We start from the raw sequence: 24,205 nt of genomic DNA on the forward strand, positions 1-24,205 counted from the left end.
TAATCCGCACTTGACATAAGGACCGGAAGCTTGGAAAATGCGCGCCTTCTCTAAACACAGAGAACAGTGGCAAGGTAGCTCAGTTGGTTAGAGCACAACACTCATAATGTTGGGGTCGGCGGTTCGAATCCGCCCCTTGCTACCATTATTCGAAGAAACCACCTAACGGTGGTTTTTTTTACGCCTCAAGAAAAGTGCGCCACTCTAGACGGGTGGATGAGAACCGCCGCGGTTCGATAAAATGCGCCCAGCATTTTAAACAAGCCATGTATGCTTTATATACATGGCGCAGCCCGCAGGAGCATTAGCAGGCCCCAGCCTGATAATGATCATAAAATGCGACCAGCATTTTAGACGGCGCTAGCCGCCCGTAGGGGCAGAAACAGGCCCTAGCCTGATAATGATCATAAAATGCGACCAGCATTTTAGACGGCGCTAGCCGCCCGTAGGGGCAGAAACAGGCCCTAGCCTGCTTCTGATCAATGCGCTGTAATTTTCTTCTCACCACAGCGCTCACAACGGTAAACCGTTACCAGCTTGCCCTGCTTCACATCAAACTGTTTGGCTTTATCTACCTGCCATTTGTGGTGGCCTTCGCGGCATAAGCTGCTGGCGGGTTTTGGCCCTTTAGGGCGCCGTGCAAAGGGGATGACTTCACCCATTGTGTTTCTCCATTAGATTCAGCCCCGCAAACCTACCACTAAATGAAATTCAAGATTACTATACGCGCCTTAAGATAGCTGCACGATATTCGGCGGCGGCGAGGAGAATACATGGAAATCAGCAAGAATAAGGTAGTGTCTTTTCACTATGAGCTCAGCGATAGCCAGGGCGCGGTATTAGAAAATAATTTTAACGATGCACCGTCGCTGTATATGCACGGCGCCGACAATATCATCAGCGGCTTAGAAGCAGCGATGGCTGGCCACAAAGTAGGTGATGAGTTTGACGTTACCCTCGCGCCAGAAGATGCTTACGGCCACGTTGAACCCAATAAGCAGGAGCGCATTCCTGCCAAATACCTTAAGCACGAGGGCAAGATGAAGCTCGGCCAAGCGATTAGTTTTAATACCGATAAAGGCATGCGCCAAGCTACTGTGGTGAAAGTAGGGAAATTCTCAGTGGACGTTGATCTTAATCACCCGCTGGCAGGCCAAACCCTGAGTTTTAAGGTGCTTATCAAGGATATTCGCGACGCCACCGACGAAGAGATTCGCCACCGCCACGCCCACGGCGAGGGCGGCCACCAGCATTAAGGCCTAGGCTCTAAGTTTAATCGGCTCGTGTTTTAATCAGTGGCTTTGCCGCCACGCCTTGCCCGCCGCGCCAATAAAGTCCAAAAGCTGCTCACGGTTTTGAGCGGCGCTGCTGGTCTGATTAAAGGTTTCGATATGGCCGCCGTCGTAACTGAGTAAGCGACGCGGCGGCTGCGCAGCCTCATACAGGGCCACGGCGTGGGCGTACGGAACCACTGGGTCTTGGCGACCGTGAATTAATAGCAACGGCAGCGGCGCGATTGCGGCGACCTCATCAATCAAATCCTGGCCATCTGGCATTCCCCAACGCGCAAGACACTGAAATGGCCATGTTAACCAATTGCCGGCGGCCACCTCTTGGGCGATGTCGCCGTAACGACTAAAACCTGCATCTAATATCACCCCCGCCATATTGGGATATTTATTTGCGCTGCGGGCCACCGCAACTCCTGCCACACTCGCACCCAAACTTTGCCCTAATACAAACCACGGCGTATCGTGCGCGCTCGCCTGCGTTGCCAACCACGCCAGCCCCGCCGTAACGTCTGCTTGAGCACTTACTATACTAGGGCTACCGCTGGACTGGCCGTAGCCGCGGTAATCGATTAGCAGCACATTCACGCCCTGTGCGGGCAGCCAGTAAACGCTGGCAAGATGGGTGCTAATATTTTCGGCATTACCGTGGGCAAAAAGCACGGTGGCTTGCACCCTGCCGGTCGCTGGGAGCCACCAGCCATGAATGGTGTTGCCATCATCGAGCGTAATTTTCACATCTTGATAGTTCAGACCAACATCGGCTGGATTACGCAGTAATTGCTGCTGAGGAAAAAACAATAAGCCCTCACAACCACACAGCAGTAGGCTCATCAACAGCAGCAAAGCAAGACCCCGCTGGCGCGAGAAGCAGGTCAGCCTCGCGATTTGACGCGACCTCAAAAGTAATGACGCCACGACACCTCTACCCCTGTAGATTCGCCCCAAGGCTGATTGCGGTAGTCCACTGACGCGCGCAGCGCCTGGCTGGACGACATAGCCCAATTGCTACTAAGTGCTGCACTGCGGCGTTCGCCCTCCGCGCCAAAATCGCTATAGGTGAGTGCTAACTCCCACGCCATAACCTGACTCTGCCATAATTGGCCAAGCGCTATTTGGGGCGCCAAACGCAAATTACGCCGAGCATCGTCGTTGTATTCTAAGCGCAGGCCCGGCAGCGCGTACGCCAGCCCCCCTAATACCGCTACACTCACCCCCGCGCCGCCGCTAATCCGCGTAACCAAGCTCTGCTCGGGGCTGTATTCTAAACGCTCTACGCCGGCGTCGACCTGCCAACTCAGGGGCGAGAAAAATTCATTGCGGGGCGCCAAGGAGCGAATCGCGATGGGGTCAAAGCGCTGCAATTGCAGTTTGTCATCACCCCGCTGTTCACCTTCCTGCCAGCGCAACTGCAAGCGGCCCATACTGAGTGTTGCGCCCTCGGGATAACCGGCCACCGAATCTAGCGCGTCGTGATAACTAATTCGCCACTCAGCAATGCTGTATTGGCGGTCACCTCGGGAGCCGAGAGTCAGTGCAAACAGCGATGTTGGGTGGCCTTGATCTGGCTGCGCGGGCTGCGCTGAAAGCGGCCATTGGACAGCGCCGTGACGCTGCACCTCGCCAAGTAATCCAAGGCTGCGCGCCGCCACCGCCGCCCTGCGTTGCTCGCGATTGTCGGTATAACGCAGATAGCGGTAGGCCGCCATCGCCATGGTTTGGCGCTGCGCTTTGGGGTAGCGCTTAAATTCTGCAGTTTGCAGTACCTCCGAGCTCGCCGCCAAAGCCTTTACCAAGCCGCGCTGAGCACGATCAAACCCTTTTAGCAGCAACTCCAGTTCAATGCGCTTTGAGGGCCGATATTCTGGCTCCCCAGCCAAACCGGCATCGATCACTGCCCGCACGGTATCAACCGGCATCGCGGCGCGGGCAAAGGCAGAAGTTAAGTCTAGGTCGGGCAGTGCTACCTCTAACAATTCGAGCAAGCGGAAAGAGCAATTTTCATCAAAATAGTAATAATCAAAATTAATTCCCCGCAGCTCCCAAGTGTGAGCTAGCAAGGTGTCGATTTGCGCCGCACTTAAATCTAAGGGGTATTCCCACATATCGCGGTTTTCTAAGCGGCTGTATTCCTGAATTTTTTCGTAATAGGGCTGCATGCTAAACAAACCCGGGTAGCCGCCGAGAATTCCCCGATAAGCGTATAACATGCCATTTTCGCCAGCGGGAATACTTGCCGCAAAGTTTAAGGCATAAGATAAAAATGCACTTTCGCTGCGCGCCCCAGCGGGGTCGAGCCGCAAAAAAGTATGACCATACATGGAGGACGGACTGTTTAAATAACTGGCGGCCAGCACCAAGACCACGCGCTGGATATCGGTTTGACTTCGCCACAGCAGATACTCCGAGCAGCCCACCAGAAGATTAGCAGGCAATATGCCCTGCTCGCGCAGCCACTTATAGCGCGCAGGAAAACGGCACGCAGTTACTTCTGGTGCCTGCGCAAAAGCCGCTAATGTTGCGCTTAATTCTGCCCCGCGATCTCGCGGGCCGTTTTCTGCCAAGAAAAACCGCGGGTCGTCGATATAACTATGCTCAGCGCCACCCCGAGGAATATGCAACAAGGCGCGCCAAGCATTGCTTTGCGCCAACACCATCAAATTTGACGCCGGCTTAACTTCTGCGCCGATAACGCAGCTGCTAAAAAGCAGAGCCAATACCGCGGCTAGAGAACGCGCCATGATTTTCCTTGTATAAAAAAACGGCCCCGAAGGACCGTTACAGTATTAATGAAAAAGTATTTTAAACGGCGTATTTCGCTAAACGCTGATCGTTTTTCATAATTTCAAACATCGATGCCACCACGGCGTCAGCGCTGACATCGCCCTGTGGAAACAGGCTGTCAAAGTGCTGATGCATTGCTGCCTTAAACACTGGGCGATCTTCTGCACTGATACCCAATGAAACAGCAACCGCACTTAACGCCTCGCCATCGCCACGGGCAACGTCTTCAGAAAACTCATCCATGATGGCGCCGACATTAATCATTTTCTTGCCGCCGTAGGTCAAGGTGCCGTCTGCTGAGCAACCATTGGTGCCCAAGGTCATACCAAAGGTGTTATTACCTGATGTACCGTTAGTGCTAGAAGCAACCATGTGCGAAGGCAAGCCTGATTGACCGGCAAACAACATATTGCCCCAACCACAATTTGGGCCGCCAGGTGCAACCGCGAACGACGCACTAGAAAAAGCCATAACTGCAGAGGCCAGTAATAATTTTTTCATTCAAAATCCCCATTGTTGTTTTATACATTTTTATACCGCGACTGGAGATTAACACAGTCTGCGATGCTGTCTAGGCCAAATTCAGCCCACAAAATAAAACACCGACTAAAAAATCGAGACAAAAAAAACCCCGCAAACGCGGGGTTTTTTTCAAACAAGTAAACTGAACTTATTCAGCGGCAGTTTCGCCTGTTTGTTCCGCTGCAGCTTCCGCCGCAACTTCTTTGATCGACAGCTTAATACGCCCACGGGCGTCAACGTCTAGGACTTTAACCTGTACGTCTTGGCCTTCTGTTAGGTAGTCGCTAACATTCTCGACACGCTCGTCAGAAATCTGAGAGATATGCACAAGGCCGTCTTTACCTGGCAGAATAGTAACGAAGGCACCAAAGTCTACGATACGAGCAACTTTACCCGTGTAGATTGCACCAATTTCCGCTTCGGCAGTAATCGCCAGAATACGGTTAACTGCATCGTCGCGTGAAGCGGCGTCAGAGCCGTAAACGCGGACAGTGCCGTCATCTTCGATATCGATCTGCGCACCAGTCTCTTCGCACATTGCGCGAATAGTGGCGCCGCCTTTACCAATGATGTCACGGATCTTGTCAGAGTCGACTTTCATCACGTGCATGCTTGGCGCGTTGTCAGACACATCGCTGCGCGAGCTAGCCAAGATTTGGTTCATTTGACCAAGAATCAACAAGCGCGCTTGTTGAGCCTGCTCCAGAGCGACTTCCATGATCTTCTGGGTAATACCCTCGATCTTGATGTCCATCTGCAGTGCAGTTACGCCGTCGGCAGTACCCGCTACTTTAAAGTCCATATCGCCAAGGTGATCTTCGTCGCCGAGGATGTCGGTAAGAACAGCGAAACGCTCGCCTTCTTTAACCAGACCCATCGCGATACCAGCAACAGGTGCTTTTAACGGCACACCGGCATCCATCAAGGACAAGCTGCCAACACACACCGACGCCATTGAGCTTGAACCGTTAGATTCGGTGATTTCTGAAACCACACGAATGGTGTACGGGAAGTCTTCAACGCTTGGCAATACCGCTTCTAAGCTGCGACGCGCCAAACGGCCGTGACCGATTTCGCGACGACCAGTGCTGCCCATACGACCGCACTCGCCTACTGAGTAGGGAGGGAAGTTATAGTGCAACAGGAAGTGATCTTTAAACTCGCCTTGCAGCGCGTCAACAAACTGGCCGTCGCGAGACGTGCCCAGTGTTGCCACACCAATCGCCTGAGTTTCACCGCGTGTAAACAGCGCTGAACCGTGAGCTTTACCCAATACGCCAACTTCAACGTTAATTGGACGTACAGTGCGACCGTCACGGCCATCAATACGCGGCTCGCCGTTCAGAATACGCTGACGAACAATTTGCTTTTCCAGCTTGGCAAAAACACCTTTCACATCGTCAGCATTGTACTGCGCATCGTCACCGCTCGCTAAGGCGGCAATCGCTTCGTTGCGCAGCTCGCCAACTTTAGCGTAGCGCAGCATTTTATCGGTAATGCGGTAAGCATCGCCCAAGCCAGCTTTAAAGCCTTCAGCAACAGCGCCCAATAAAGCAGTGTTTTCTGCTACTGGCTGCCAGTCCCAAGACGGCTTGGCTGCGTCTGCGGCAAGCTCTTTAATCGCTTGAATAACTGCCTGCATTTCTTGGTGAGCGTAAAGAACGCCGCCCAACATTTGGTCTTCAGTCAGCTGCTTAGCTTCTGACTCAACCATTAGCACTGCGTCTTGAGTACCGGCAACAACCATGTCTAGCATGCTGGTTTTCAGCTGCTCGAAGGTTGGGTTGAGGATATAACCGTCTTCAGCAGTGAAGCCAACGCGGGCTGCGCCAACGGGGCCAGCAAACGGCACGCCAGAGATAGCCAGTGCTGCAGAAGTACCGATCAGCGCTGCGATATCTGGATCGTTTACTTTGTCTGCAGACATCACCGTACAGATAACCTGAACTTCGTTCTGGAAACCTTTAGGAAATAGTGGACGAATCGGACGGTCGATCAAACGTGAAGTCAGCGTCTCTTTTTCAGAGGGGCGCGCTTCGCGCTTGAAGAAACCACCGGGGATTTTACCCACAGCGTAAGTGCGCTCTTGATAGTGCACAGACAGGGGGAAGAAGTCTTGACCCGGCTTAGCAGATTTAGCTGCAACCACAGTACACAAAACTTGAGTTTGATCGATAGTAACCAATACCGCACCGCTAGCCTGTCTGGCTATACGACCGGTTTCCAAGGTGACAGTTTGGCTGCCCCACTGGAATGTTTTAGTAACGGGATTCACGGAGTAATTCCTCCCAAAATAAGGATGATAAAAGTAATAAGGGGGCCTCTAAGGCCCCCTCACTTATTCTTTTTTAGCGACGCAGACCTAAACGTTTGATCAGTTTGCTGTAACGCTCTTGGTTTTTACGCTTGAGGTAATCCAGCAATTTACGACGCTGGTTAACCATACGGATCAAACCACGACGTGAGTGGTGATCTTTTTTGTGGCCTTCGAAGTGACCTTGTAGCTTGTTAATATTGACGGTCAGCAGTGCAACTTGCACTTCTGGTGAACCAGTGTCGCCTTCGGCGGTTTGGTAGTCTTTAACAACTTCAGCTTTCTCTACAGCAGATAATGCCATTTTTACATTCCTTAAGTACGAATATGCGTTTATCAATCGAGCCTGACCGCGCATATTTACAGTCAGGTTCGGAAGCCCAGAATCAATTCAAAGCTTCATTTTTCCTATTGCGCGCGCTATTTTTGTGCCAGCTTCGCAAAATCAGCCGCGCATTATCCCATAGTTGAAAGCAAACGACGAGGCGTAACTCGCCCATCGTCTAAAATTTCACCAATTCCCATGAATTCGCCGTCATTGTCGCTAAGCACCACCAACCCTTCGGTAGGCGCGCCAGACACCTGCACCGCCTGACCTTGGCGCAAATAATAAGCCGCAGTATCGCCAAGGCTGAGCGTATTCATATGCCCCAGCGCATCACTAATGGGCAGCAGCAAGGCGTCTAATCCGGCAAAATCACCCGCATCGCGCAGAGCTTGAATAGTTTCGGTAGCAACCGCCTGTGCCTCGCAAAACGGCCCCGCCTGCAAACGCCGCAGGGTCGCAACATGGCCGCCGACGCCCAGCGCCTCGCCCAAGTCTTCGGCGAGGGAGCGAATATAGGTACCCTTAGTGCAAACCACCCGCACCACCGCCTGCGCCAATGGCCCAGCAGTAAATAACTCTAATTCAAATTCGCGAATTGTCACAGGCCGCGCCTCACGCTCAACGGTTATACCTTTACGCGCCAGCTCATACAAAGGCTTGCCGTCGCGCTTAAGCGCCGAATACATCGGTGGCACTTGTAAGATATCGCCGCGCAAGGTGTCGATATGGGCTTCGAGTTGCTCGGCGGTTAAGCTTGAGGCGTCTTTCTCGGCCAGCACTTCGCCTTCGGAATCGCCGGTATCGGTCTGCTGACCGAACACAAAGGTGCTGCGATATTCTTTATCCGCTTCAAGTAAGTACTGAGAAAATTTGGTGGCCTCGCCAAAGCACACCGGCAAAACGCCAGTGGCCAAAGGATCGAGAGCGCCGGTGTGACCGGCTTTAGTAGCGTGGTAGATGGCGCGGGCGACAACCATCGCACCATTTGAAGAACGACCAGGGGGTTTATCCAGCACTAAAATGCCGTTAATCGGTCGCCCTTTACGAGCTTTTGCCAAAACTATTCCCCGTCATCTTCCGGGTAACGGCTGCGGTCAGACGCGACCGCATCCTGAATCAATTTACTGATGTGTTGACCACGATTAATACTGCTGTCGTAGTAAAAACGCAGCTGCGGGGTAGTTCGCGCATTATTGATTTTAGCCACTTGGCTGCGTAAAAATCCCGCAGCCTTGTTTAGCACGTCCAAAGACTCTTTGGCCTCTTCGGCCGAGTCTTTACCCATTACTGTGACGTATATTTTGGCGTGACTCATGTCGCGACTGACTTCTGCATCAATCACGCTCACCATACCAAGACGCGGATCCCGCAGCTCTTTCTGAATAAAACTACCCAGTTCGCGCTTTAGGAAATCCGCTATACGTGCCGTGCGACTAAATTCTTTCAATTGAGCTTATACCCCATTGCGCGGCCCATTACAGGCTACGCGCGATTTCCTTCACTTCATAAACCTCGATCTTGTCACCGGGGCGTACGTCTTTGTAGTTCTTCACACCGATACCGCATTCCATACCATTCTTAACTTCGGCGGCATCATCTTTAAACCGGCGCAATGACTCGAGCTCGCCCTCGTAAATTACTACGTCGGCGCGCAGAACACGGATGCGCTTGCTACGGTAAACCGTACCCTCAACCACCATACAGCCAGCGATATCGCCGAACTTAGGTGAGCGGAATACGTCGCGCACTTCGGCAACACCAACGATTTCTTCGCGCATTTCTGGGCTAAGCATACCGGTCAGAGCAGCGGTTACGTCGTCGATAACATCGTAGATTACGCTGTAGTAGCGCAGATCAACGCCTTCGTTCTCGGCCAATTTACGAGCGCTAGAATCGGCGCGCACGTTAAAGCCGAACATTACCGCACCAGAGGTCAGCGCCAAGTTTACGTCGGTCTCGGTTATACCACCAACACCAGCAGAAACGATATTAACGTTAACTTCTTCGTTACCAATATCGAGCAACGAGGCCTGTAGCGCTTCTAGCGAGCCGCGAACATCGGTTTTTAAGACGATATTCAAAATACGGCGCTCGGCAGATTCCATGCTTTCAAACATACGATCTAGCTTGGCCGCTTGCTGGCGCTTAATACGTTGTTCGCGTTCACGAACCTGACGGAAGTCGGCAACTTCGCGGGCACGCTTATCGTTTTCTACCACCACAAAGCTATCGCCAGCATCTGGCGTGCCATCAAGGCCGAGAATCTCTACCGGAATTGACGGACCAGCTTCTTTTACTGGCTTACCGTTTTCGTCGGTCATGGCGCGAACGCGGCCGCTGCATTGGCCAGCCAAGACGATATCGCCCTGCTTCAAGGTACCGCTTTGGATCAGCAAGGATGCAACCGCACCGCGGCCTTTATCCAAGCGCGATTCGATAACCAAGCCCTGTGCTGGTAAATCTGGCGCCGCTTTTAATTCTAATAACTCAGCTTGCAGCAGCACTGCGTCGAGCAGCTTATCAATGCCTTCGCCGGTGTGAGCAGAAACATAAACAAACTGAGTGTCGCCGCCCCACTCTTCAGAAATAACATTGCGCTGAGAGAGCTCGTTTTTAACCCGCTCAGGATCTGCACCTTCTTTATCCATTTTATTCACTGCAACAACCAGCGGAACACCGGCAGCTCGTGCATGGGTAATAGCTTCTTCGGTTTGCGGCATAACGCCATCGTCCGCCGCTACTACCAGAATAACAATATCTGTACTCTTAGCACCGCGAGCACGCATTTGCGTAAACGCCGCGTGACCAGGGGTATCTAAGAAGGTGATCATGCCGTGACCGGTTTCTACATGGTAAGCACCGATGTGCTGGGTAATACCACCTGCTTCACCGCTGGCCACTTTGGCTTCGCGAATATAATCGAGCAGCGAGGTTTTACCGTGGTCTACGTGACCCATAACGGTAACCACTGGCGCACGCGCGACCATGGTGCCAGCACCGCGAGCACCGAGTGTCTCTTCCAACGCTTCTTCTACCGCGTCTTCAGAAACCAACTTAACGGTATGCCCCATTTCCTCAACAATCAGCTGCGCGGTGTCCTGATCAATAGGCTGGTTGATGGTAACCATCATGCCCATTTTGATCATTTCTTTAATTACCTCAGCGGCCTTCACTTTCATTTGCTGAGCGAGTTCCGCGGCAGTAGTGGTTTCACCCACATTTACGGCGTAAACAATTTTATCAGTCGGCGCGTTAAAGGCGTGACGCTGTGCGTCGTCAGGCAATTTCAAGGTCTTTTTCTTGCGGCGACCACCACCGGCAAAACCTTCAAACTCATCGCGCTTATTGCCGCGAGCTTTACCGCCTTTACGGCGCGGACGATCATCATCACCAGCAGCAGCGGGAGCTGCGGCAGCACGACGGTGATGGCGCGGCGCGGGCTTGTCATCAGTTTTTTCAGCGGCAGCTGGCGCAGATGCCGGCGCGGCGTCTTGGGATTGCGGCGCAGCTTTACTTGGCGCAGCGGCGGCTTTAACACGGGCTGCCTTGCGCTGTTCTTCTTCGCGTTTCTTCTCGGCAACAACGGCGGCGCGGCGCTCTTTAACTCGCTCCTCTTCCGCCTTACGGCGCAAGATAGCACGCTGACGAAGTACTTCTGGGTCAACGTCTAATACGTTTTCAACCACTTCACGGTATTCATCTGTTTTGTTAGCAGGGGCAGCAGCGGGCTTTGCCACTTCCGCAACCGGCTCGGCAGGTACAGGCGTCTCTACCACAGGCTTTTCAACCGGCGCAGGCTCCTTAGCCTTAACTGGCTCTGCTTCTTTTTTCTCAGGTGCTGGCTCTGGCGCTTTCGCCACTTCGACAACAGCTTCTTCAACCTTCGGCTCAACAGGCGCCGGCGTAACTGGCTCTTCAGCAACAACAGGTGCAGCGACCACTGGCTCGGCAACTTCAGGCTCTACCGGCTCAACGTTAACCGGTGGAGCTGTTTCTTCAGCCGCAGCTGGCTCGGCATCGCCGCGCAAGCGCGCTTCTTCAGCAGCTTCCGCCGCCATTTCAGCTGGATCACGCTTAACGTAAGTGCGCTTTTTGCGCACTTCAATGTTAACCGTTTTCTTACCTGCGCCAGACCCTGTCTTAAGGGTGCTCAGGGTTTTACGCTTTAACGTAATTTGCTGCGGAGCCTCGGCTGATTCTCCGTGACTCCGCTTTAAGAAAGTCAGCAGGGTTTGCTTGTCTTCATCGGACACAGCTTGTTGAGCAGCGCTGTGTGACAGGCCCGCTTCTTTCATTTGTCGCAGCAGACGCTCGACAGGTGCGCCAACGACTTCTGCTAGCTGGCTCACGGTAACTTCAGCCATTCATCATTCTCCCAAAACGGTACGACTCGCTTATTTTGCAGTTTCGTCTTCGTCTGCAAACCACGGAGCACGAGCAGTCATAATTAACTCTCCGGCCCGTTCTTTAGTCATATCTTCAATGTCGAGAAGATCTTCAACAGCCTGTTCGGCCAGATCTTCCATCGTTACTACGCCGCGGCTGGCAAGAATGAACGCAAGATGTTTTTCCATCCCGTCCATCGTCAACAAGTCTTCAGCCGGTTCAGCACTTTCCAATACTTCTTCGCTGGCAATTGCTTGCGTTAACAGCGCATCTTTTGCTCTGGCCCGTAGCTCTTGGGCTAAATCTTCGTCAAAGCCATCAATCGACATCATTTCTTCTAAAGGAACATAGGCCACCTCTTCAAGCGTGGTGAAACCTTCCTCTACCAAAACTTCTGCAATGTCTTCGCCAACATCTAGGGCTTCAACAAAATAACTAATAATATGCCCAGACTCTTGTTCGTGCTTGGCAGACATTTCTTCAACGCTCATCACATTGATTGTCCAACCAGTAAGCTGACCAGCAAGACGCACGTTCTGCCCTGCACGACCAATCGCCTGCGCCAAATTGTCATCGGCCACACCGACATCCATAGTATGAGTGTCTTCGTCGACAACAATGGATTCAACTTCAGCGGGGGCCATGGCGTTAATAACCAACTGCGCTGGGTTGTCATCCCACAAAATTATGTCTACGCGCTCGTTGCCAAGCTCGCCAGAAACGGCCTGTACTCGCGAACCACGCATACCGACGCAGGCACCAACGGGATCGATACGACCGTCATTAGTTTTCACGGCAATCTTAGCGCGCGAACCTGGGTCACGCGCTGCAGCGCGAATTTCAATGACTTCCTCAGAGACTTCAGGCACTTCAATTTTGAAGAGCTCAATCAACATCTCTGGACAGGCGCGACTCAAGAACAGCTGAGGGCCGCGAGCTTCAGGACGCACATCGGCTAAAATAGCGCGCACTCGGTCGTTGATCCGAAACACTTCGCGACCAACCAATTCTTCCCGCGGCAACAAGGCCTCGGCATTGCCACCCAGATCAACAATAATGCTGTCTCGGGTAACTTTCTTAACCGTGCCGTTGATCAACTCACCAACGCGGTCTTTATATTCGTCTACTATTTGCGCACGCTCTGCTTCGCGCACTTTCTGCACAATAACTTGCTTGGCAGTTTGTGCAGCGATACGACCAAAGCCGACGTTTTCAACGATTTCTTCATAAACATCGCCAGCCTTAAGATCCGCGCTATACTCATGCGCTTCCTCTAAGGTCAAGTGAGTGCCAAGCAAGGCCATCTCGTCGTCTGGCATAACCAGCCAACTCCGAAATGTTTGGTAATCCCCAGTAGTACGGTCAATCACCACACGGATATCAGAGTCTTCGTCGTAGCGTTTTTTCGCTGCTGTCGCCAAGGCCTGCTCAATGGCCTCGAAAATAATGGCCTTAGACACACCCTTCTCGTTGGAGACGGCCTCAACTACCAATAATATTTCTTTACTCATTATCCGCCTCTTTCCGCAGCCGGCTATTGAAATTAGCGCGCCCGATTAAAACCGGGGCACAACATTCGCTTTATCGATCTGATCAAAGGGCAGCAAGTATTCATGCTCCTCCATCATCAGTACCACATCGCCATCCTCGATACCCATCAGGCGACCAAGGAATTTACGGCGCCCTTCAAAGGCGACTCGCAATCGGACATTGATATCATTACCAACATACTGAATATATTGTTCGGGGGTATACAGGGGCCGATCCATACCTGGCGACGACACCTCTAGATTATATTCACCAGCAATGGGATCTTCGACATCCAATACACCGCTAATCTGATGACTCACCTTGGCGCAATCGTCCACGCCAATCCCCTTCTCGCTGTCAATATACACTCGCAGCATGGTATGACGGCCATGCGACTGGTAATCCACGCCCCATAGCTCGTAACCCAGCGCTTCCACACCAGGTCTAATTAATTCTTCAATTTTGACGGTCTTACCGGACAAGTTCGCTACCCACCAATAAAAAATGGGCCCAAGGCCCACTCGAAATTCCTTAACGTATGCCTTTCGGCAATACGAAAAAGCCCCTGTGCAAGGGGCTTCTGAAAACTTCTGATCAACCTAGGAAGCCTTGCCGCCTATGTCTAAAGCCCGCCCGCCACTATCGCGCTACCGACCCACTATCAGGAGGCGCATTATAGTGTCTAGCCCCCACTAGGTCAAGCTAGTAACTCCGCGCACTCAGAGCAGCCACCACCAAAAGACCTAGCCTCTCAAGCGAGAAACAAGAGCATCGCTACAAACCCCCACCCAGCAAGCATTACGCATCGCCAAAATGGCAACCGCCGCTTGGCCGTCCAACCAAAAGCAGGCGAGCCCGAAGGGCCGAGCGGAGCAAATCAACAATGAGCCGCACCAGCAGCCCCGCCATACCAACACAAAAAAAGGGGCTATCGCCCTAAGCGATAACCCCTTTTTATTTGGTGCCGAAGGCGGGACTTGAACCCGTTTCGCTTTGCGTCCCGATGCGTCAGGGTGCCCCACCACACCAGAAATCAATAAGTTACTAATTGCTGTGCGTCATCATGCGTCTACATACCACAGCTTTGTAGACATTTTGTAGCCACCTTCCCCACCGAACGCAAGACCAAGGCTCAGAACATAGGGCCGTGACCAAGTATCGAGCTAAGCAACGGCCACATCCTCACTCATTTCGCTAATGAGTGATTGGTCTTTATCCAAGACCTTTAACAAATTGCTTGTAGCTCGCGGGACGAGCACCTCACCAGACTCATATCGAGAAAACGCATTTTTGCCCCCCCCACAAATCGCAGCCGCCCTCTTCTGGGAAAATCTTAAACGCTTGCGAATAGCCCTAATCTCTTCAGGGGCGAGCAGGTTATCAACATGCGCCTTGAAACTCGCCAGCTCGGAACGCGTGGCCTTCAAGTCTTTGGGATGCAAAATAGACTCATTACAAGCCTGGCAATAATCACCAGGCTGATCCAACACAACTGTTTTTCCTTTGTAGGTATATGTCACAGGGCGCACCAGTCGGGCCATAGCCTGCTCACCACAAAACGGACACATTTCGTACTTCATCGCTGCCACCTCTCTCCAAGGCTCCACTACTTAGCTTTGAACGACAATACCAATTGGCCAGAGGCCAAAACCTGAAACTTCACATAAAGATCAACGCCTTTAAATGAAGGCTTGTAAACATCCTGCATAGCAGAAAAAGTAGGGTTGATTGGCGGCATCGATTTGTAAAAATCTGCTGGAGTAATGGCCTGAATAGCATCTACCACGTCCTGATCAGAAAAACCCAATGCAACCGCTCCTTGCCTTGCACTACCCGTCATCCTGAGCGAGTTAACATTTTTAAACTCAGCCTTTATCGAAGCCAAGTCATAAGTTGGATTCCCTGACACGCACCCTCCAATTACCCTATATGGGTAAAATTATCCCCCTTAAAGGGTGTTTTGTCAACTTCCTTCAAGAAGTCACCACGAACCACTCGGCAATACTGCCCCGAAAATACTGGGGATCGGACCGCCACTTCCAAACTGCACGGTAGCTCAAGCATTGCCCTCAGGAAATTTACCTATATAAATGAAGGAAGACTGAGTCAGAGCCAAAATTTACACCCCCGGCTTTTCGGCCCAAAGAAATATATTACAAAAGGCAGACAGAGAATATGGGCAGAACCAACCACCCCAAACTCAGAAAAGCAGTTGTGCGGTTAATGCAAAACGACGAGAAGGCAGCAGAGGAATGGCTAAATACACCAAAGGAGCTCCTCGACAACATGACACCGCTGGAATGGGTAGAAAGCGGGAAAGGGGACCGGACAATAGAGGACTTAATCGGACGCCTGGAACATGGCGTTTTCAGTTAGGGTAACCTGGGCGCTGCCCAGACCCGAAAACGGTCGCGTTTTATCCTCGGGAGCAGTCGCCGCTACGCTCTAACTGCCCCACTCGGCGAGCGTGATTAACGGAGCGCCGATCAAGGGGCCGTGTCCTCGCTGCGCTGCGGGCCGCACCAACCCCTTGACGGGGAAAGCCACTCGCCAGATTGAAAAATAGCGCCCCCTATATACAATTAATCTCAAACCAACAAACCTCAGGGACGAGAAATGAAATTACGACTCATCATTGCAATAGCTACCGCAACAATTCTGGCCGGCTGCGCATCTACCCCCCAATACCACACCCCAGACGGCCAAAAAGTCCAGTTTGTAGCGAGCCTATTGAAGGAAGAGGAAAAAGTCGGGGGAACCTATGTGCTGATCGAGCTTGAGGGAGCCGGTACCTTTAAGCTTGTCAGTATATCACAGGAAAGGCCACGACTAGAGAATAAGAAACAGGAGCGGATCGTGTTCAGCTCAGATTTGTCGAGGTACGCCATCGACTTCACATCAGCCCAATTCAAACCACACAAAGGACAGCGAGGCGGGATAACTTACAGAGCGAATTGCGGGGCAAGATCAAACAGCTTGCAGAAGCCCAGCTCCCTCAGCCCATGCGAAACCTATTTCTCAGACGTTCACATCAGCACTGAGCAATACAACGCATACTCAGCAGGCCACATGTCACACCAAGTGTATGAATCATTGAAAGACCCGGAGAGTAACGCTTGGCGGGTAATTGTAGACCCAGCCTCAACACTCGAAACCTTAGGTGCATTCAACCAGCTAGGATTGAGAAAATAATCAAATAATTTCCTGCCCCACTGGCCGCGAGTTTAACCACATCTCATCTTCAGCTGTTAATGATGCATGATCAGAGTTTTCAAGCAACTCGAGCAATTCATCCGCTTTGTCTTCCGCTGCCGATTCATACCTCGCCCTGGATGAGGTATGAACGAGCACGAGCAAGAAGCAACGGAACTTTTTCAGGATCATGTATTAACTCAATGGGCGGCGCGCCGCCATCCAAGCTAGAGAGAAAAAATAAGAGAATGTCTTTGTCAGACGTACCAAGCGGAAGTTCTTGGCAGATTTGAAAAACATTCGACAACCCCAGCCCAAATTGGGCCGATGGAAATTGGAGTTCTCCGTCAAGCTGAGCAGCAAGAATTCGCCTGGAGACGACCGCGATCATAATTTCACTCTCAGCAGCGTTAATCAAATACGCAACTTTAGAGAGAGAAAGCAAGGGGCCCCGCGATTCCAGCAGCTCGCGAAATCGGCGCTGCCCAGCGATAAAAGCAGAGTTAACCTGGTTAACTAGAGCCATAAAAAACTATAACCAATTGATTTTAATGGATTTGTATATTTTTAAGGGGTGAAAATTCGCACCGAAAGGAGATCCAGTGTGAGTAGAGTGTGGTGGTCGTACCTCGCACCACACTCTACTCACACTGGACTCAACGTATCCTCAATGAACCCTTTTTCGGGCTCTGCTCTCTCGCAGGCAACGATACCATGAAAATCCGGGCCACTTACTCTAGCTAGACATCGATTTATGGACTCGATGGTATACCCAAGCTTCCTAAGCTCGAAAGCACTGATTTTGCTTTCGCTGTCGGGGAAAGTCAGCTTGAACTTATATTCAATATTAAATTTCGGTCCCCAATTGCTAGTGATGACAAATTTCTCAGCGAGACTAACCAGGCGACTAGCGGGTGGAACTGGTGCGCGAGAAGGTGCTGTTTGAAACTCCTGAGCAGCCTTAACACCGGCGTCCAGCGTAGATTCACCGCGCCCTAAGAGCTTCATCACAGATGGCGCACCATAGTAAATGCAAACGAGCATAATTAAGAGGAAGCCCACACCGAACTTAAATCCAATTGATTTAAAGACGCTAAATCGGTCGTCTACACGCGTTTCATCCCCGACTCCCGAGCTGCTTTTTGTGTGGCTCACATACAGATCATAAATATCCTGCTTAAAACTACCAGCGAGATATGAATCGCGACGTGAAACTGGGTAAGGAATTTTCACAGCCCCTGAATAGATATCAACCCTAAATTTCTTCGCCATTCCGAATTTAGTCATTTTGGTAACGACAAAGGTGGTTTCCACAAGATCACGAGTAAAAGCAGCGACCTGATTAAGACCCTGTGTAACCAGAACGATCTCCGTGGATCTTCCGTTTTTACCGACAAAGTGCCTGTGTTCGGCTAAAAACGTTTTATCAGTTTCGCGAACCTGAGTGGCCTTCAAGCCCGCAGGCCAGAGACGCCATAGTTCATCTATTACTAGAACAGCACCCGCTTCAAAGACTTCGGTCCACCAGTGCTCATTATCAATAATGTCCTGCGTTTGAAATGGTATTACGCTGTATCCGAATTTTTTTACACATACGTCATCATTCATTGGAATATTGGTATATACCGGGATTCCTGCCTTCAATGCGGGAGCGATTACGTTCTCCACAACGCCGTAGGATTTACCATGCCCGGGAAGACCAACATATGCAGTTATAGACATTTCATTACCCTATGATTGGAACACGCCTAAGGAAAAAGCGGGCTAGATAGGCAGTCATAATGACTCCAGCGCCGTACTGAGGATTGAATGGTTGGACAAAATAGTAAACTTCCGGGGGAATGGATAAGCCAAGATCAGGAAGAATCCCAGAAAATGCATTGGTAATTGAGTTCACGACAAATACGAGAAGTGACAGAGCGCTTTCAACAAGCCACTGCAAATAGTGAATGGCAAAGTCTGCCCACTTCCAAAACCAACAACCCAGATCGGTTAACGAACATGACTCAGGAGCGTTTTCAGCCGTACCTTGAAACATTGAATTCCCTCGTCAAGCAGAAAGAAATATCCTGAGCGCTAGCCAGGAGTAAATAACCATCATGCAAGCGGACAGGGTAGGGCTTATTTGTTCCCATAGCGTGCAATGAATATCTGTGGCAATCGTTGAATTTATTGGCCAGCCCAAATCAAATGAAAAAGCTGGGCAAACTGCAGATGAAGCGGTAAACATATTTCCGGCATTCAAAGCAGCATTACCTAAATCTGAGTTCACAATGTTTTGGAACGCACCGTTGACGGCTTCACCGATTGAAGGATATTGAAGAGCAAAGAAGCCGCCAGATGGCTGGGCAGTTTGTGGCGAATCCAGCATGCTAGAAATGGTATCTAGCCGAGACTCAACACCACTCAAGTCAGTCGATACACCTGCCCCGTCGGCCAAAAGAGAATTAGTTTCACCGATGAGCTCTTCAAGAGTCTGCGTCTGGTTATCCAACGAGTCAGCGAGCCCTTCAAATCCGTCCTCTAAGCTGGAATTAATAGTCGTGAGATTCCTGGTAGTGGCCGCAGTATTCTCTACAACTGTCGCTATATCGGAGGCCATGTCTCCTGTTCCAGTGTCGCCGCCGGGAGAATACGTCCCATCAGGCGAGCTACTTGTACTGCCGTCAGGTGCCGAGCTATTTGTACCGAAAATCCATAATTCGGACTCATTACTCGTATCTGGAGGAGGAACCTCGCAATCATCCGTGGTTACGACCCGCGAGGTAGTATCTCTAAATGTGTACTCTGAATTTGTCTGAGAAACTACCTCCTGAGTTAATATTGTCTGCACGGTGCAACCCTCCGTGCAGACATAATCGACCCACTCCCCCGTCGGAACCGTTATCCCCTCTTCAGGAATGGGGAAAGTACTTTGATGGGTATAAACACATTCTTCGTTAGCAAACTCATTGACACAGTGGTGTTGATAAGCGGCATTGAACCCCTCCTCCGTGCAAACGGTTGGCTCAGGTTCCGACGCAGAGTAACAATAAAACGAACCGACCACCGAACCGGCGCCACTATCACGCGTGGCGTCATAGTACGTTCTCTCTGTGTACTGGTACGCAGTTCCATTGATAGTCCGAGAAAATGTGCCTTCCTCAGATGGTGTATTTATCTCGCAAGAAATTGATGGATCACTTTTATAGTCACGATACCTCTGGCACGCTGACTCTACGTCCGGGTACGGATCAGAGAGCGCAACGCACACGTAACTTTCCCACTGAGCATTTGACGCAGTAGATAAGAACGAAAAGAACAGTATAAAAAGGGGGTTAAACTTTTTCATTTAAACTGGCTCAAACACAATATTGCTGTCGCCGCGCCAATCACCATAAATGACCAGTAATACAAATCGAGCACGAGTGATATCCGAGATAAAAAGGCCCCCCGAAGGGGGCGGATGACAAACTTAGCCGCCAGTGCGTAGCATTCGCACCAGCATTTTCGCACCGGCGATGACTACCACGACGGTAGCCACGCCTGCAGCGATAGTACCAATGCCAGTGGCGACCGTAGTCCAGTCTGCTGCGCCAGTGATGGCATCGATTTGCGCTTGCGTCATAACAACTCTCCTATGAAGTTTTAAAGTAAAGGGCAAAGCCCGGTTTTTTCAGCGTTGCTGAAATCAGTGGACTTGGATCATCTGTATAAGACGGCCAAGTCCGAAACTAACAGCCCAAGGAACGGCGACGAGGACAAACCCTAGGCCAAACATCGACACAGCGGTTTCAGGTGCAATTTGCGAATAGTCAAACGGTAAAACTGCAACCCGCTGCTCCCATCCACTCGGGCAGTTTGGCTGCCCTAGCAAAAAGGTTATTTCCTGTTCGCAGACGACCTGAAATGCCATCACTTAGCCCCAGCGACCGCAGAAACAGGCTTCCCAGAGGCTGGTGTTAGCCGCATTTCAAATCGGTTAATTTCGAGGTCTCCGAATTTACCAACCCTGAAATTTTCCGGGCCAAGTTCGTACTCACCTACTGCATACGCAGCGGCAGCGTCGCGCAGCGGGATCTTGATCTGGGCAGGGAATGGACCACCGAGATGGGCATAAGCGTCTTGCCACCACATAATTCCGTTTTTAGTCTGGCGGGATTGCGGTTGATGAAAGCCATTAACGATCGAGATTTTTAGCATCGGTATTTTCCTCATTACAGTGGAGGTCATAGAAATCGTCTCTTGCCACTAGAGCAACAGACAACAGGTAAAGAACGTAACGCCACATAAACCACCCTATCGCTTTCCATTTTTTGCGTAATTCTGATATTGAATTTCGTTTAATGTGGCTCCCTCACAACAGCAGTCATTTCCATACGCCTGAATGAGACCAACAATTCCCGCTTCGTCTTTTTCAGGCAAGACTGAGAGAATTTTTTTGAAATTATCGTCACGAACTGAACGAATATGGTGCAGCCTTTTATTCAAATCGTCGGTGGGCCCATTTAAATATTTGAGAGTTTGATTGCTCATTATTCCTACGCTTTTTCCTATATTTATGGAGCTCATGCGGCAATTTGCTCCCATGATTCAGCCAAAGACGCGTCCAGAACTCGGCAACGAAATTCGACTACCCGCCCCGCTGAAATGTCTGCATCAGAAAGTCCGGCCTCTCGAAGAATTTTTTGATGCCTGTACCAAGTTGCCTTCGTGAACATTTCACGCGCGCGTTCATACCCTTGGGCCTTTATCATTGCCCAGCAGCCGAATGCGGCTTTTGCTCGCCCCTCAGAAGGTGCAACGTCATAAATTCTCTTTTTTACATCGTCGTCGGCCATAATCTCTGCGCTCCCAATCATCCGGTCAAAATACCCGTCCCAATAAAACGCTAGGTCATCCGGAGTTAGCGTTCTCCAATCGTGTTCTTTGAAAAATTGACTTTTCAGTGACAGTTCAAGCCGCAGTAAACGATCTGCGTTAGCTATCTCAATTGCCGAGTAAGGGCGGCCGGTATAATCCGATTTCCCAGCTATGTATTTGAGATGCGGCCCTTTCGCATAGGCTTTTCCGGATTTGTATCTGGATGATTTCGACCAATAGACTGTGTTTCCGGATCTAGCATCGACTCGGTACCTACCGCCCTCGCAACCATTCAAAATTCGTAACGCGTCACGAACCTCATTCAAAGAAGCCAGCAGCAAATTTCCGGTGACATCGACTTTTGTAACCACCCAATGATCGAGGTGTGGAAGCTCTCCAGCGCCCAGATAGGACTCAATAAACGCGATCATTCTTGCGACGCATCCTTTGAGATCCATGTACCGTGATGCCCCGTTTCCAAATACGGCATCACCATCACCAATCAATCGAGCGGGGCTGCCGTTGATCCAGAGGTCAGACGATGCGCGAGCAGCTATCTGGTGCGTATCGGACCGTATCGATTCCCAACATGCGGTTTCATAACGAATCTCACCAGATTTTGGACAAATTCTCTGAACCCGATCACTCAACTCTTTAGCCGCTGCACGGACGGCAGGCGAGCATTTATCGAGTGGCACACGGCAAGACACCCAATCAATCACTTTTGAGCCTCCCGCCATTTGTCGGCGTGTGATTGAAGGGATTTATTGCGAGATTTACATGGAAAAGTCTCACCCATGAGACTAACTGACGGTGCTACAAGGACCGTCAGTTCACGAGACTGCCCGGCAATGATTCCTCTCGCCTGCAAATCGGCCAAATACTCGTCACGAAAGTAAGCACAGTTAGTTACACATCCACCAAAGCGCAGGCAGGACCGGGCTGCCTGGTGTGACTGGTGATGAGCGAGTTCGAGCAAAAATGCGGCCTGTCTCTCTTTTCCAACATGGTTATAAAATTGTTGAACATGAGCAGTGTGATTACCGGCTGCCCAGGTTAAATACTCCTCATGCAACCAATAGGGACATAACGAAAAGTCTCGCATCGACCCATCGCGACTCATCCAAATCGGATGATTTCTAGAGGCTACGTGACCGCTAAATGACAAAGAGGCATGCTCCAGAAAGCTCATGGGGTCACCATTTCGCGCTCAGGGCTTTCTGATGGATTAGTGCGACGTTGATATAAATGCGAGCGCCCACACGCTGAACGGGTAATTGGCCACGTTCGACCTGGCGCCGGACACCTCCGGGAGAGTCGCCAGTCAAATCCGCATACCGACGAATTGACAGGAGGGGAACGTAGGCAGCAGGAAATATGCTATCTTCCCGCGAGAATGAACCACTATCAGGAAACACAAATACCCCCAAAGAATCCAAAGAACCTCTACAGGGGCATATTTATACCCTGATAGAGGCATGTCAATACCCTATAGAGGCGTTTTTCATGAAAATTACAGAGAGAGTCAGGGCGCTGAGAGAAAAATCGGGCCAGAGCAGAACAAAATTCGCAGAGGAGACAGGCGTTTCAGCTAAAACATTGCAGGGGATCGAGGGTGAAAACAAAACTCCTGGCGGAGAAATTCTAGAGAAAATAGCAAACCGATTCCCTCAATATGCGGCCTGGCTAGTAGGAGCAGAGCGAGCAGCAAACACGCTGCAAGAAGTGCCCGGAACTCCCAACTCTGCAACCATCGAACTGGATGACGTGATAGATCCCAGATTTGCCGAAACAACCATCTACAACCTATCAGCTCTGAGTAGGATCGTATTTTATATTCCTGTCGATTCTGAAAAAGCCACTTGGCACGACAATGCTTTTGCTGTCGCGGAATTTGACGAAAAAATGACCGGTCGAAGAGTAAAAAAATTCGTCGCCTTCACTGAGCTAAATTTCGAAAGCGACCATGGAGGCGGATACAGGACGCTAAAACAGTTCAGAAGCCTGCTGAGAGCCACAAATTCAGACCTCTTAGCGTACGCAGAGTGCAAGATAATAGGCAAAGGTTACTACGAGCTAAGTGACGACAGGCGCTTTTTGAAATTTCATGAGTTCCCAGAGAAAGGGGCTGGACCGCTTTGGGAGGCATGGGAAAGGTGGCGTCTGGGATCAGACGAGGAGGATTGGTATTGACCGTCAAGAAGGAGGCGGACGGCTGGAAAGTCGATCTGTGGCCAAACGGCCGACATGGGAAAAGGGTAAGAAAGAAATTCCAGACCAAAAGCGAGGCATTGGCATTTGAAAAATATGTACTGGCCGAAGCAGCTGAAAAACCTTGGGAACCCCAAAAACGTGACTTAAGAACACTCAAGGAGCTGTCACAGATTTGGTTTGATGGCAAAGGCCGGAACCTCGACGATGGGCAAAGACGCTTGAAGGCTCTTTTTAGACTCTCTGAATGGGCCGGGAATCCCTCAGGGCAAGACGTCACCCCTGCCCTATTTTCACGATACAGCGCCTATTTGCAGGACGCTGGGCGAAGCCAGAAGACAGTAAACAACATTCTGGGCTATACGAACTCCGTATTTAACCACCTGCTAAAAACTGGCGTGATCAAATATCAAAACCCACTTGCCGCATTCGAAAAAATAAAAATCGACGAGAAAGAGCTGGCGTGGCTTTCACCTGAGCAGATTGAGGAATTGCTGAAAGGCATATCAGAGACCGCAGAGAACCCGCACATTCTGATTTTGACCAAGATATGCCTTGCAACGGGTTGTCGGTGGGGGGAAGCCGAAAGCCTGAACCTAGACCGAATCAAGGGACAAAAAGCCTACTTCACCGGCACAAAATCGGGGAAAAATCGGAGCGTACCGATCTCCACGGCTCTTGCCGACGAAATCAGAGAGCACATCAAACAACACGGCGATTTCACCAGCTCACTGTCATCATTCAGACGGGCGTGCGTATTCCGACCCAACCTGATCACCGCCTGCGACGCAACGTGATCACCTGTTG

General features: G+C 50.9%; 26 protein-coding genes and 1 tRNA gene. 6 read left to right on the forward strand and 21 right to left on the reverse strand.

Features of this window, described 5'->3' with window-relative positions; genetic code table 11:
- Positions 1–68 precede the first annotated feature (68 nt).
- Positions 69–145: transfer RNA gene (locus tag P1U47_RS11890), tRNA-Met, on the forward strand.
- Positions 146–479: 334 nt separating this feature from the next.
- Here P1U47_RS11890 and P1U47_RS11895 read toward each other — a convergent pair.
- Positions 480–662 (reverse strand): hypothetical protein, encoded by a 183-nt coding sequence (locus P1U47_RS11895; protein WP_301029170.1) that lies wholly within the window; start codon positions 660–662, stop codon positions 480–482.
- A gap of 111 nt (positions 663–773) precedes the next feature.
- On the opposite strand from P1U47_RS11895, the gene P1U47_RS11900 reads away from it, so the two are divergent.
- Positions 774–1,256 (forward strand): peptidylprolyl isomerase, encoded by a 483-nt coding sequence (locus tag P1U47_RS11900; protein ID WP_301029171.1) that lies wholly within the window; start codon positions 774–776, stop codon positions 1,254–1,256.
- A gap of 36 nt (positions 1,257–1,292) precedes the next feature.
- On the opposite strand, the gene P1U47_RS11905 is transcribed toward P1U47_RS11900, so the two are convergent.
- The 12 genes from P1U47_RS11905 to P1U47_RS11960 form a co-directional block, all read right to left on the reverse strand.
- Positions 1,293–2,135, reverse strand: a complete 843-nt coding sequence (locus P1U47_RS11905) for an alpha/beta hydrolase (RefSeq protein ID WP_301029173.1) — start codon at positions 2,133–2,135, stop codon at positions 1,293–1,295.
- A gap of 53 nt (positions 2,136–2,188) precedes the next feature.
- Positions 2,189–4,030, reverse strand: a complete 1,842-nt coding sequence (locus P1U47_RS11910; protein WP_301029174.1) for a DUF4105 domain-containing protein — start codon at positions 4,028–4,030, stop codon at positions 2,189–2,191.
- Between the two features lie 61 nt (positions 4,031–4,091).
- On the reverse strand, positions 4,092–4,574 hold the full coding sequence (locus P1U47_RS11915) for a DUF3015 domain-containing protein (RefSeq protein ID WP_301029176.1): 483 nt from the start codon (positions 4,572–4,574) through the stop codon (positions 4,092–4,094).
- A gap of 169 nt (positions 4,575–4,743) precedes the next feature.
- A complete protein-coding gene (gene pnp / locus P1U47_RS11920; protein WP_301029178.1) occupies positions 4,744–6,870 on the reverse strand; it encodes a polyribonucleotide nucleotidyltransferase in 2,127 nt (708 codons plus the stop codon).
- A 73-nt stretch (positions 6,871–6,943) separates the two neighbouring features.
- Positions 6,944–7,213 (reverse strand): 30S ribosomal protein S15, encoded by a 270-nt coding sequence (rpsO, locus tag P1U47_RS11925; RefSeq protein WP_008250520.1) that lies wholly within the window; start codon positions 7,211–7,213, stop codon positions 6,944–6,946.
- Between the two features lie 152 nt (positions 7,214–7,365).
- Positions 7,366–8,295 carry a tRNA pseudouridine(55) synthase TruB gene (gene truB / locus P1U47_RS11930; protein ID WP_301029180.1) on the reverse strand — a complete coding sequence of 310 codons (930 nt, stop codon included), beginning with the start codon at positions 8,293–8,295 and terminating at the stop codon, positions 7,366–7,368.
- 2 nt (positions 8,296–8,297) lie between these two features.
- A complete protein-coding gene (gene rbfA / locus P1U47_RS11935; protein ID WP_301029181.1) occupies positions 8,298–8,684 on the reverse strand; it encodes a 30S ribosome-binding factor RbfA in 387 nt (128 codons plus the stop codon).
- Positions 8,685–8,712: 28 nt separating this feature from the next.
- Complete coding sequence (infB, locus tag P1U47_RS11940) at positions 8,713–11,601, reverse strand: translation initiation factor IF-2 (RefSeq protein ID WP_301029182.1); 2,889 nt, start codon at positions 11,599–11,601, stop codon at positions 8,713–8,715.
- A gap of 30 nt (positions 11,602–11,631) precedes the next feature.
- Positions 11,632–13,134 carry a transcription termination factor NusA gene (gene nusA, locus P1U47_RS11945; RefSeq protein ID WP_301029183.1) on the reverse strand — a complete coding sequence of 501 codons (1,503 nt, stop codon included), beginning with the start codon at positions 13,132–13,134 and terminating at the stop codon, positions 11,632–11,634.
- 45 nt (positions 13,135–13,179) lie between these two features.
- On the reverse strand, positions 13,180–13,635 hold the full coding sequence (gene rimP, locus P1U47_RS11950) for a ribosome maturation factor RimP (protein ID WP_301029184.1): 456 nt from the start codon (positions 13,633–13,635) through the stop codon (positions 13,180–13,182).
- Between the two features lie 681 nt (positions 13,636–14,316).
- The gene (locus tag P1U47_RS11955; RefSeq protein WP_301029185.1) at positions 14,317–14,733 is read right to left on the reverse strand and encodes a type II toxin-antitoxin system MqsA family antitoxin; all 417 of its coding nucleotides are present in this window, start codon (positions 14,731–14,733) and stop codon (positions 14,317–14,319) included.
- Between the two features lie 26 nt (positions 14,734–14,759).
- Positions 14,760–15,062, reverse strand: coding sequence for a type II toxin-antitoxin system MqsR family toxin (locus tag P1U47_RS11960; RefSeq protein WP_301029186.1), 303 nt, complete (start codon positions 15,060–15,062; stop codon positions 14,760–14,762).
- Between the two features lie 314 nt (positions 15,063–15,376).
- On the opposite strand from P1U47_RS11960, the gene P1U47_RS17595 reads away from it, so the two are divergent.
- Together P1U47_RS17595 and P1U47_RS11965 are read left to right on the forward strand one after the other, a co-directional pair.
- A complete protein-coding gene (locus tag P1U47_RS17595) occupies positions 15,377–15,529 on the forward strand; it encodes an antitoxin Xre/MbcA/ParS toxin-binding domain-containing protein (RefSeq protein ID WP_366943163.1) in 153 nt (50 codons plus the stop codon).
- Positions 15,530–15,769: 240 nt separating this feature from the next.
- Positions 15,770–16,345 (forward strand): hypothetical protein, encoded by a 576-nt coding sequence (locus P1U47_RS11965; RefSeq protein ID WP_301029187.1) that lies wholly within the window; start codon positions 15,770–15,772, stop codon positions 16,343–16,345.
- Positions 16,346–16,469: 124 nt separating this feature from the next.
- Here the strand turns inward: P1U47_RS11965 and P1U47_RS11970 are convergent, their stop codons facing one another.
- The 8 genes from P1U47_RS11970 to P1U47_RS12005 all read right to left on the reverse strand — a co-directional run bounded on the left by P1U47_RS11970 (position 16,470) and on the right by P1U47_RS12005 (position 21,909).
- Entirely contained in the window at positions 16,470–16,871 is a 402-nt protein-coding gene (locus P1U47_RS11970; protein ID WP_301029189.1) for a hypothetical protein, read from the reverse strand.
- A gap of 119 nt (positions 16,872–16,990) precedes the next feature.
- A complete protein-coding gene (locus P1U47_RS11975) occupies positions 16,991–18,067 on the reverse strand; it encodes a zonular occludens toxin domain-containing protein (protein ID WP_301029190.1) in 1,077 nt (358 codons plus the stop codon).
- A gap of 4 nt (positions 18,068–18,071) precedes the next feature.
- A complete protein-coding gene (locus P1U47_RS11980) occupies positions 18,072–18,383 on the reverse strand; it encodes a hypothetical protein (protein ID WP_301029192.1) in 312 nt (103 codons plus the stop codon).
- A 12-nt stretch (positions 18,384–18,395) separates the two neighbouring features.
- Complete coding sequence (locus P1U47_RS11985) at positions 18,396–19,676, reverse strand: hypothetical protein (RefSeq protein ID WP_301029194.1); 1,281 nt, start codon at positions 19,674–19,676, stop codon at positions 18,396–18,398.
- A gap of 123 nt (positions 19,677–19,799) precedes the next feature.
- Complete coding sequence (locus tag P1U47_RS11990) at positions 19,800–19,952, reverse strand: hypothetical protein (RefSeq protein WP_301029195.1); 153 nt, start codon at positions 19,950–19,952, stop codon at positions 19,800–19,802.
- Positions 19,953–20,239: 287 nt separating this feature from the next.
- Positions 20,240–20,527, reverse strand: coding sequence for a single-stranded DNA-binding protein (locus P1U47_RS11995; protein WP_301029197.1), 288 nt, complete (start codon positions 20,525–20,527; stop codon positions 20,240–20,242).
- 96 nt (positions 20,528–20,623) lie between these two features.
- Positions 20,624–20,860 carry a hypothetical protein gene (locus P1U47_RS12000; protein ID WP_301029198.1) on the reverse strand — a complete coding sequence of 79 codons (237 nt, stop codon included), beginning with the start codon at positions 20,858–20,860 and terminating at the stop codon, positions 20,624–20,626.
- Between the two features lie 32 nt (positions 20,861–20,892).
- On the reverse strand, positions 20,893–21,909 hold the full coding sequence (locus P1U47_RS12005; RefSeq protein ID WP_301029199.1) for a phage/plasmid replication protein, II/X family: 1,017 nt from the start codon (positions 21,907–21,909) through the stop codon (positions 20,893–20,895).
- Positions 21,910–22,693: 784 nt separating this feature from the next.
- Between P1U47_RS12005 and P1U47_RS12010 the strand changes: the two genes are divergently transcribed.
- Together P1U47_RS12010 and P1U47_RS12015 are read left to right on the forward strand one after the other, a co-directional pair.
- Positions 22,694–23,380 (forward strand): helix-turn-helix transcriptional regulator, encoded by a 687-nt coding sequence (locus P1U47_RS12010; protein ID WP_301029200.1) that lies wholly within the window; start codon positions 22,694–22,696, stop codon positions 23,378–23,380.
- Positions 23,377–24,195, forward strand: a complete 819-nt coding sequence (locus P1U47_RS12015) for a tyrosine-type recombinase/integrase (protein ID WP_301029201.1) — start codon at positions 23,377–23,379, stop codon at positions 24,193–24,195. The genes P1U47_RS12010 and P1U47_RS12015 overlap by 4 nt, the downstream gene beginning before the upstream one ends.
- Positions 24,196–24,205: the final 10 nt, after the last annotated feature.

Source organism: Zhongshania sp. (genome assembly GCF_029212375.1).
In the GTDB taxonomy this organism is placed as follows: Bacteria; Pseudomonadota; Gammaproteobacteria; order Pseudomonadales; family Spongiibacteraceae; genus Spongiibacter.

Excerpts from the sequence above, each read along its gene's own strand:
- P1U47_RS11895 (WP_301029170.1), bottom strand. The coding sequence starts at position 662 with ATGGGTGAAGTCATCCCCTTTGCACGGCGCCCTAAAGGGCCAAAACCC.
- P1U47_RS11900 (WP_301029171.1), top strand. The coding sequence starts at position 774 with ATGGAAATCAGCAAGAATAAGGTAGTGTCTTTTCACTATGAGCTCAGC.
- P1U47_RS11910 (WP_301029174.1), bottom strand. The coding sequence starts at position 4,030 with ATGGCGCGTTCTCTAGCCGCGGTATTGGCTCTGCTTTTTAGCAGCTGC.
- P1U47_RS11915 (WP_301029176.1), bottom strand. The coding sequence starts at position 4,574 with ATGAAAAAATTATTACTGGCCTCTGCAGTTATGGCTTTTTCTAGTGCG.
- rpsO (WP_008250520.1), bottom strand. The coding sequence starts at position 7,213 with ATGGCATTATCTGCTGTAGAGAAAGCTGAAGTTGTTAAAGACTACCAA.
- infB (WP_301029182.1), bottom strand. The coding sequence starts at position 11,601 with ATGGCTGAAGTTACCGTGAGCCAGCTAGCAGAAGTCGTTGGCGCACCT.
- nusA (WP_301029183.1), bottom strand. The coding sequence starts at position 13,134 with ATGAGTAAAGAAATATTATTGGTAGTTGAGGCCGTCTCCAACGAGAAG.
- P1U47_RS11955 (WP_301029185.1), bottom strand. The coding sequence starts at position 14,733 with ATGAAGTACGAAATGTGTCCGTTTTGTGGTGAGCAGGCTATGGCCCGA.
- P1U47_RS17595 (WP_366943163.1), top strand. The coding sequence starts at position 15,377 with ATGCAAAACGACGAGAAGGCAGCAGAGGAATGGCTAAATACACCAAAG.
- P1U47_RS11965 (WP_301029187.1), top strand. The coding sequence starts at position 15,770 with ATGAAATTACGACTCATCATTGCAATAGCTACCGCAACAATTCTGGCC.
- P1U47_RS11970 (WP_301029189.1), bottom strand. The coding sequence starts at position 16,871 with ATGGCTCTAGTTAACCAGGTTAACTCTGCTTTTATCGCTGGGCAGCGC.
- P1U47_RS11975 (WP_301029190.1), bottom strand. The coding sequence starts at position 18,067 with ATGTCTATAACTGCATATGTTGGTCTTCCCGGGCATGGTAAATCCTAC.
- P1U47_RS11980 (WP_301029192.1), bottom strand. The coding sequence starts at position 18,383 with ATGTTTCAAGGTACGGCTGAAAACGCTCCTGAGTCATGTTCGTTAACC.
- P1U47_RS11985 (WP_301029194.1), bottom strand. The coding sequence starts at position 19,676 with ATGAAAAAGTTTAACCCCCTTTTTATACTGTTCTTTTCGTTCTTATCT.
- P1U47_RS11990 (WP_301029195.1), bottom strand. The coding sequence starts at position 19,952 with ATGACGCAAGCGCAAATCGATGCCATCACTGGCGCAGCAGACTGGACT.
- P1U47_RS11995 (WP_301029197.1), bottom strand. The coding sequence starts at position 20,527 with ATGCTAAAAATCTCGATCGTTAATGGCTTTCATCAACCGCAATCCCGC.
- P1U47_RS12000 (WP_301029198.1), bottom strand. The coding sequence starts at position 20,860 with ATGAGCAATCAAACTCTCAAATATTTAAATGGGCCCACCGACGATTTG.
- P1U47_RS12010 (WP_301029200.1), top strand. The coding sequence starts at position 22,694 with ATGAAAATTACAGAGAGAGTCAGGGCGCTGAGAGAAAAATCGGGCCAG.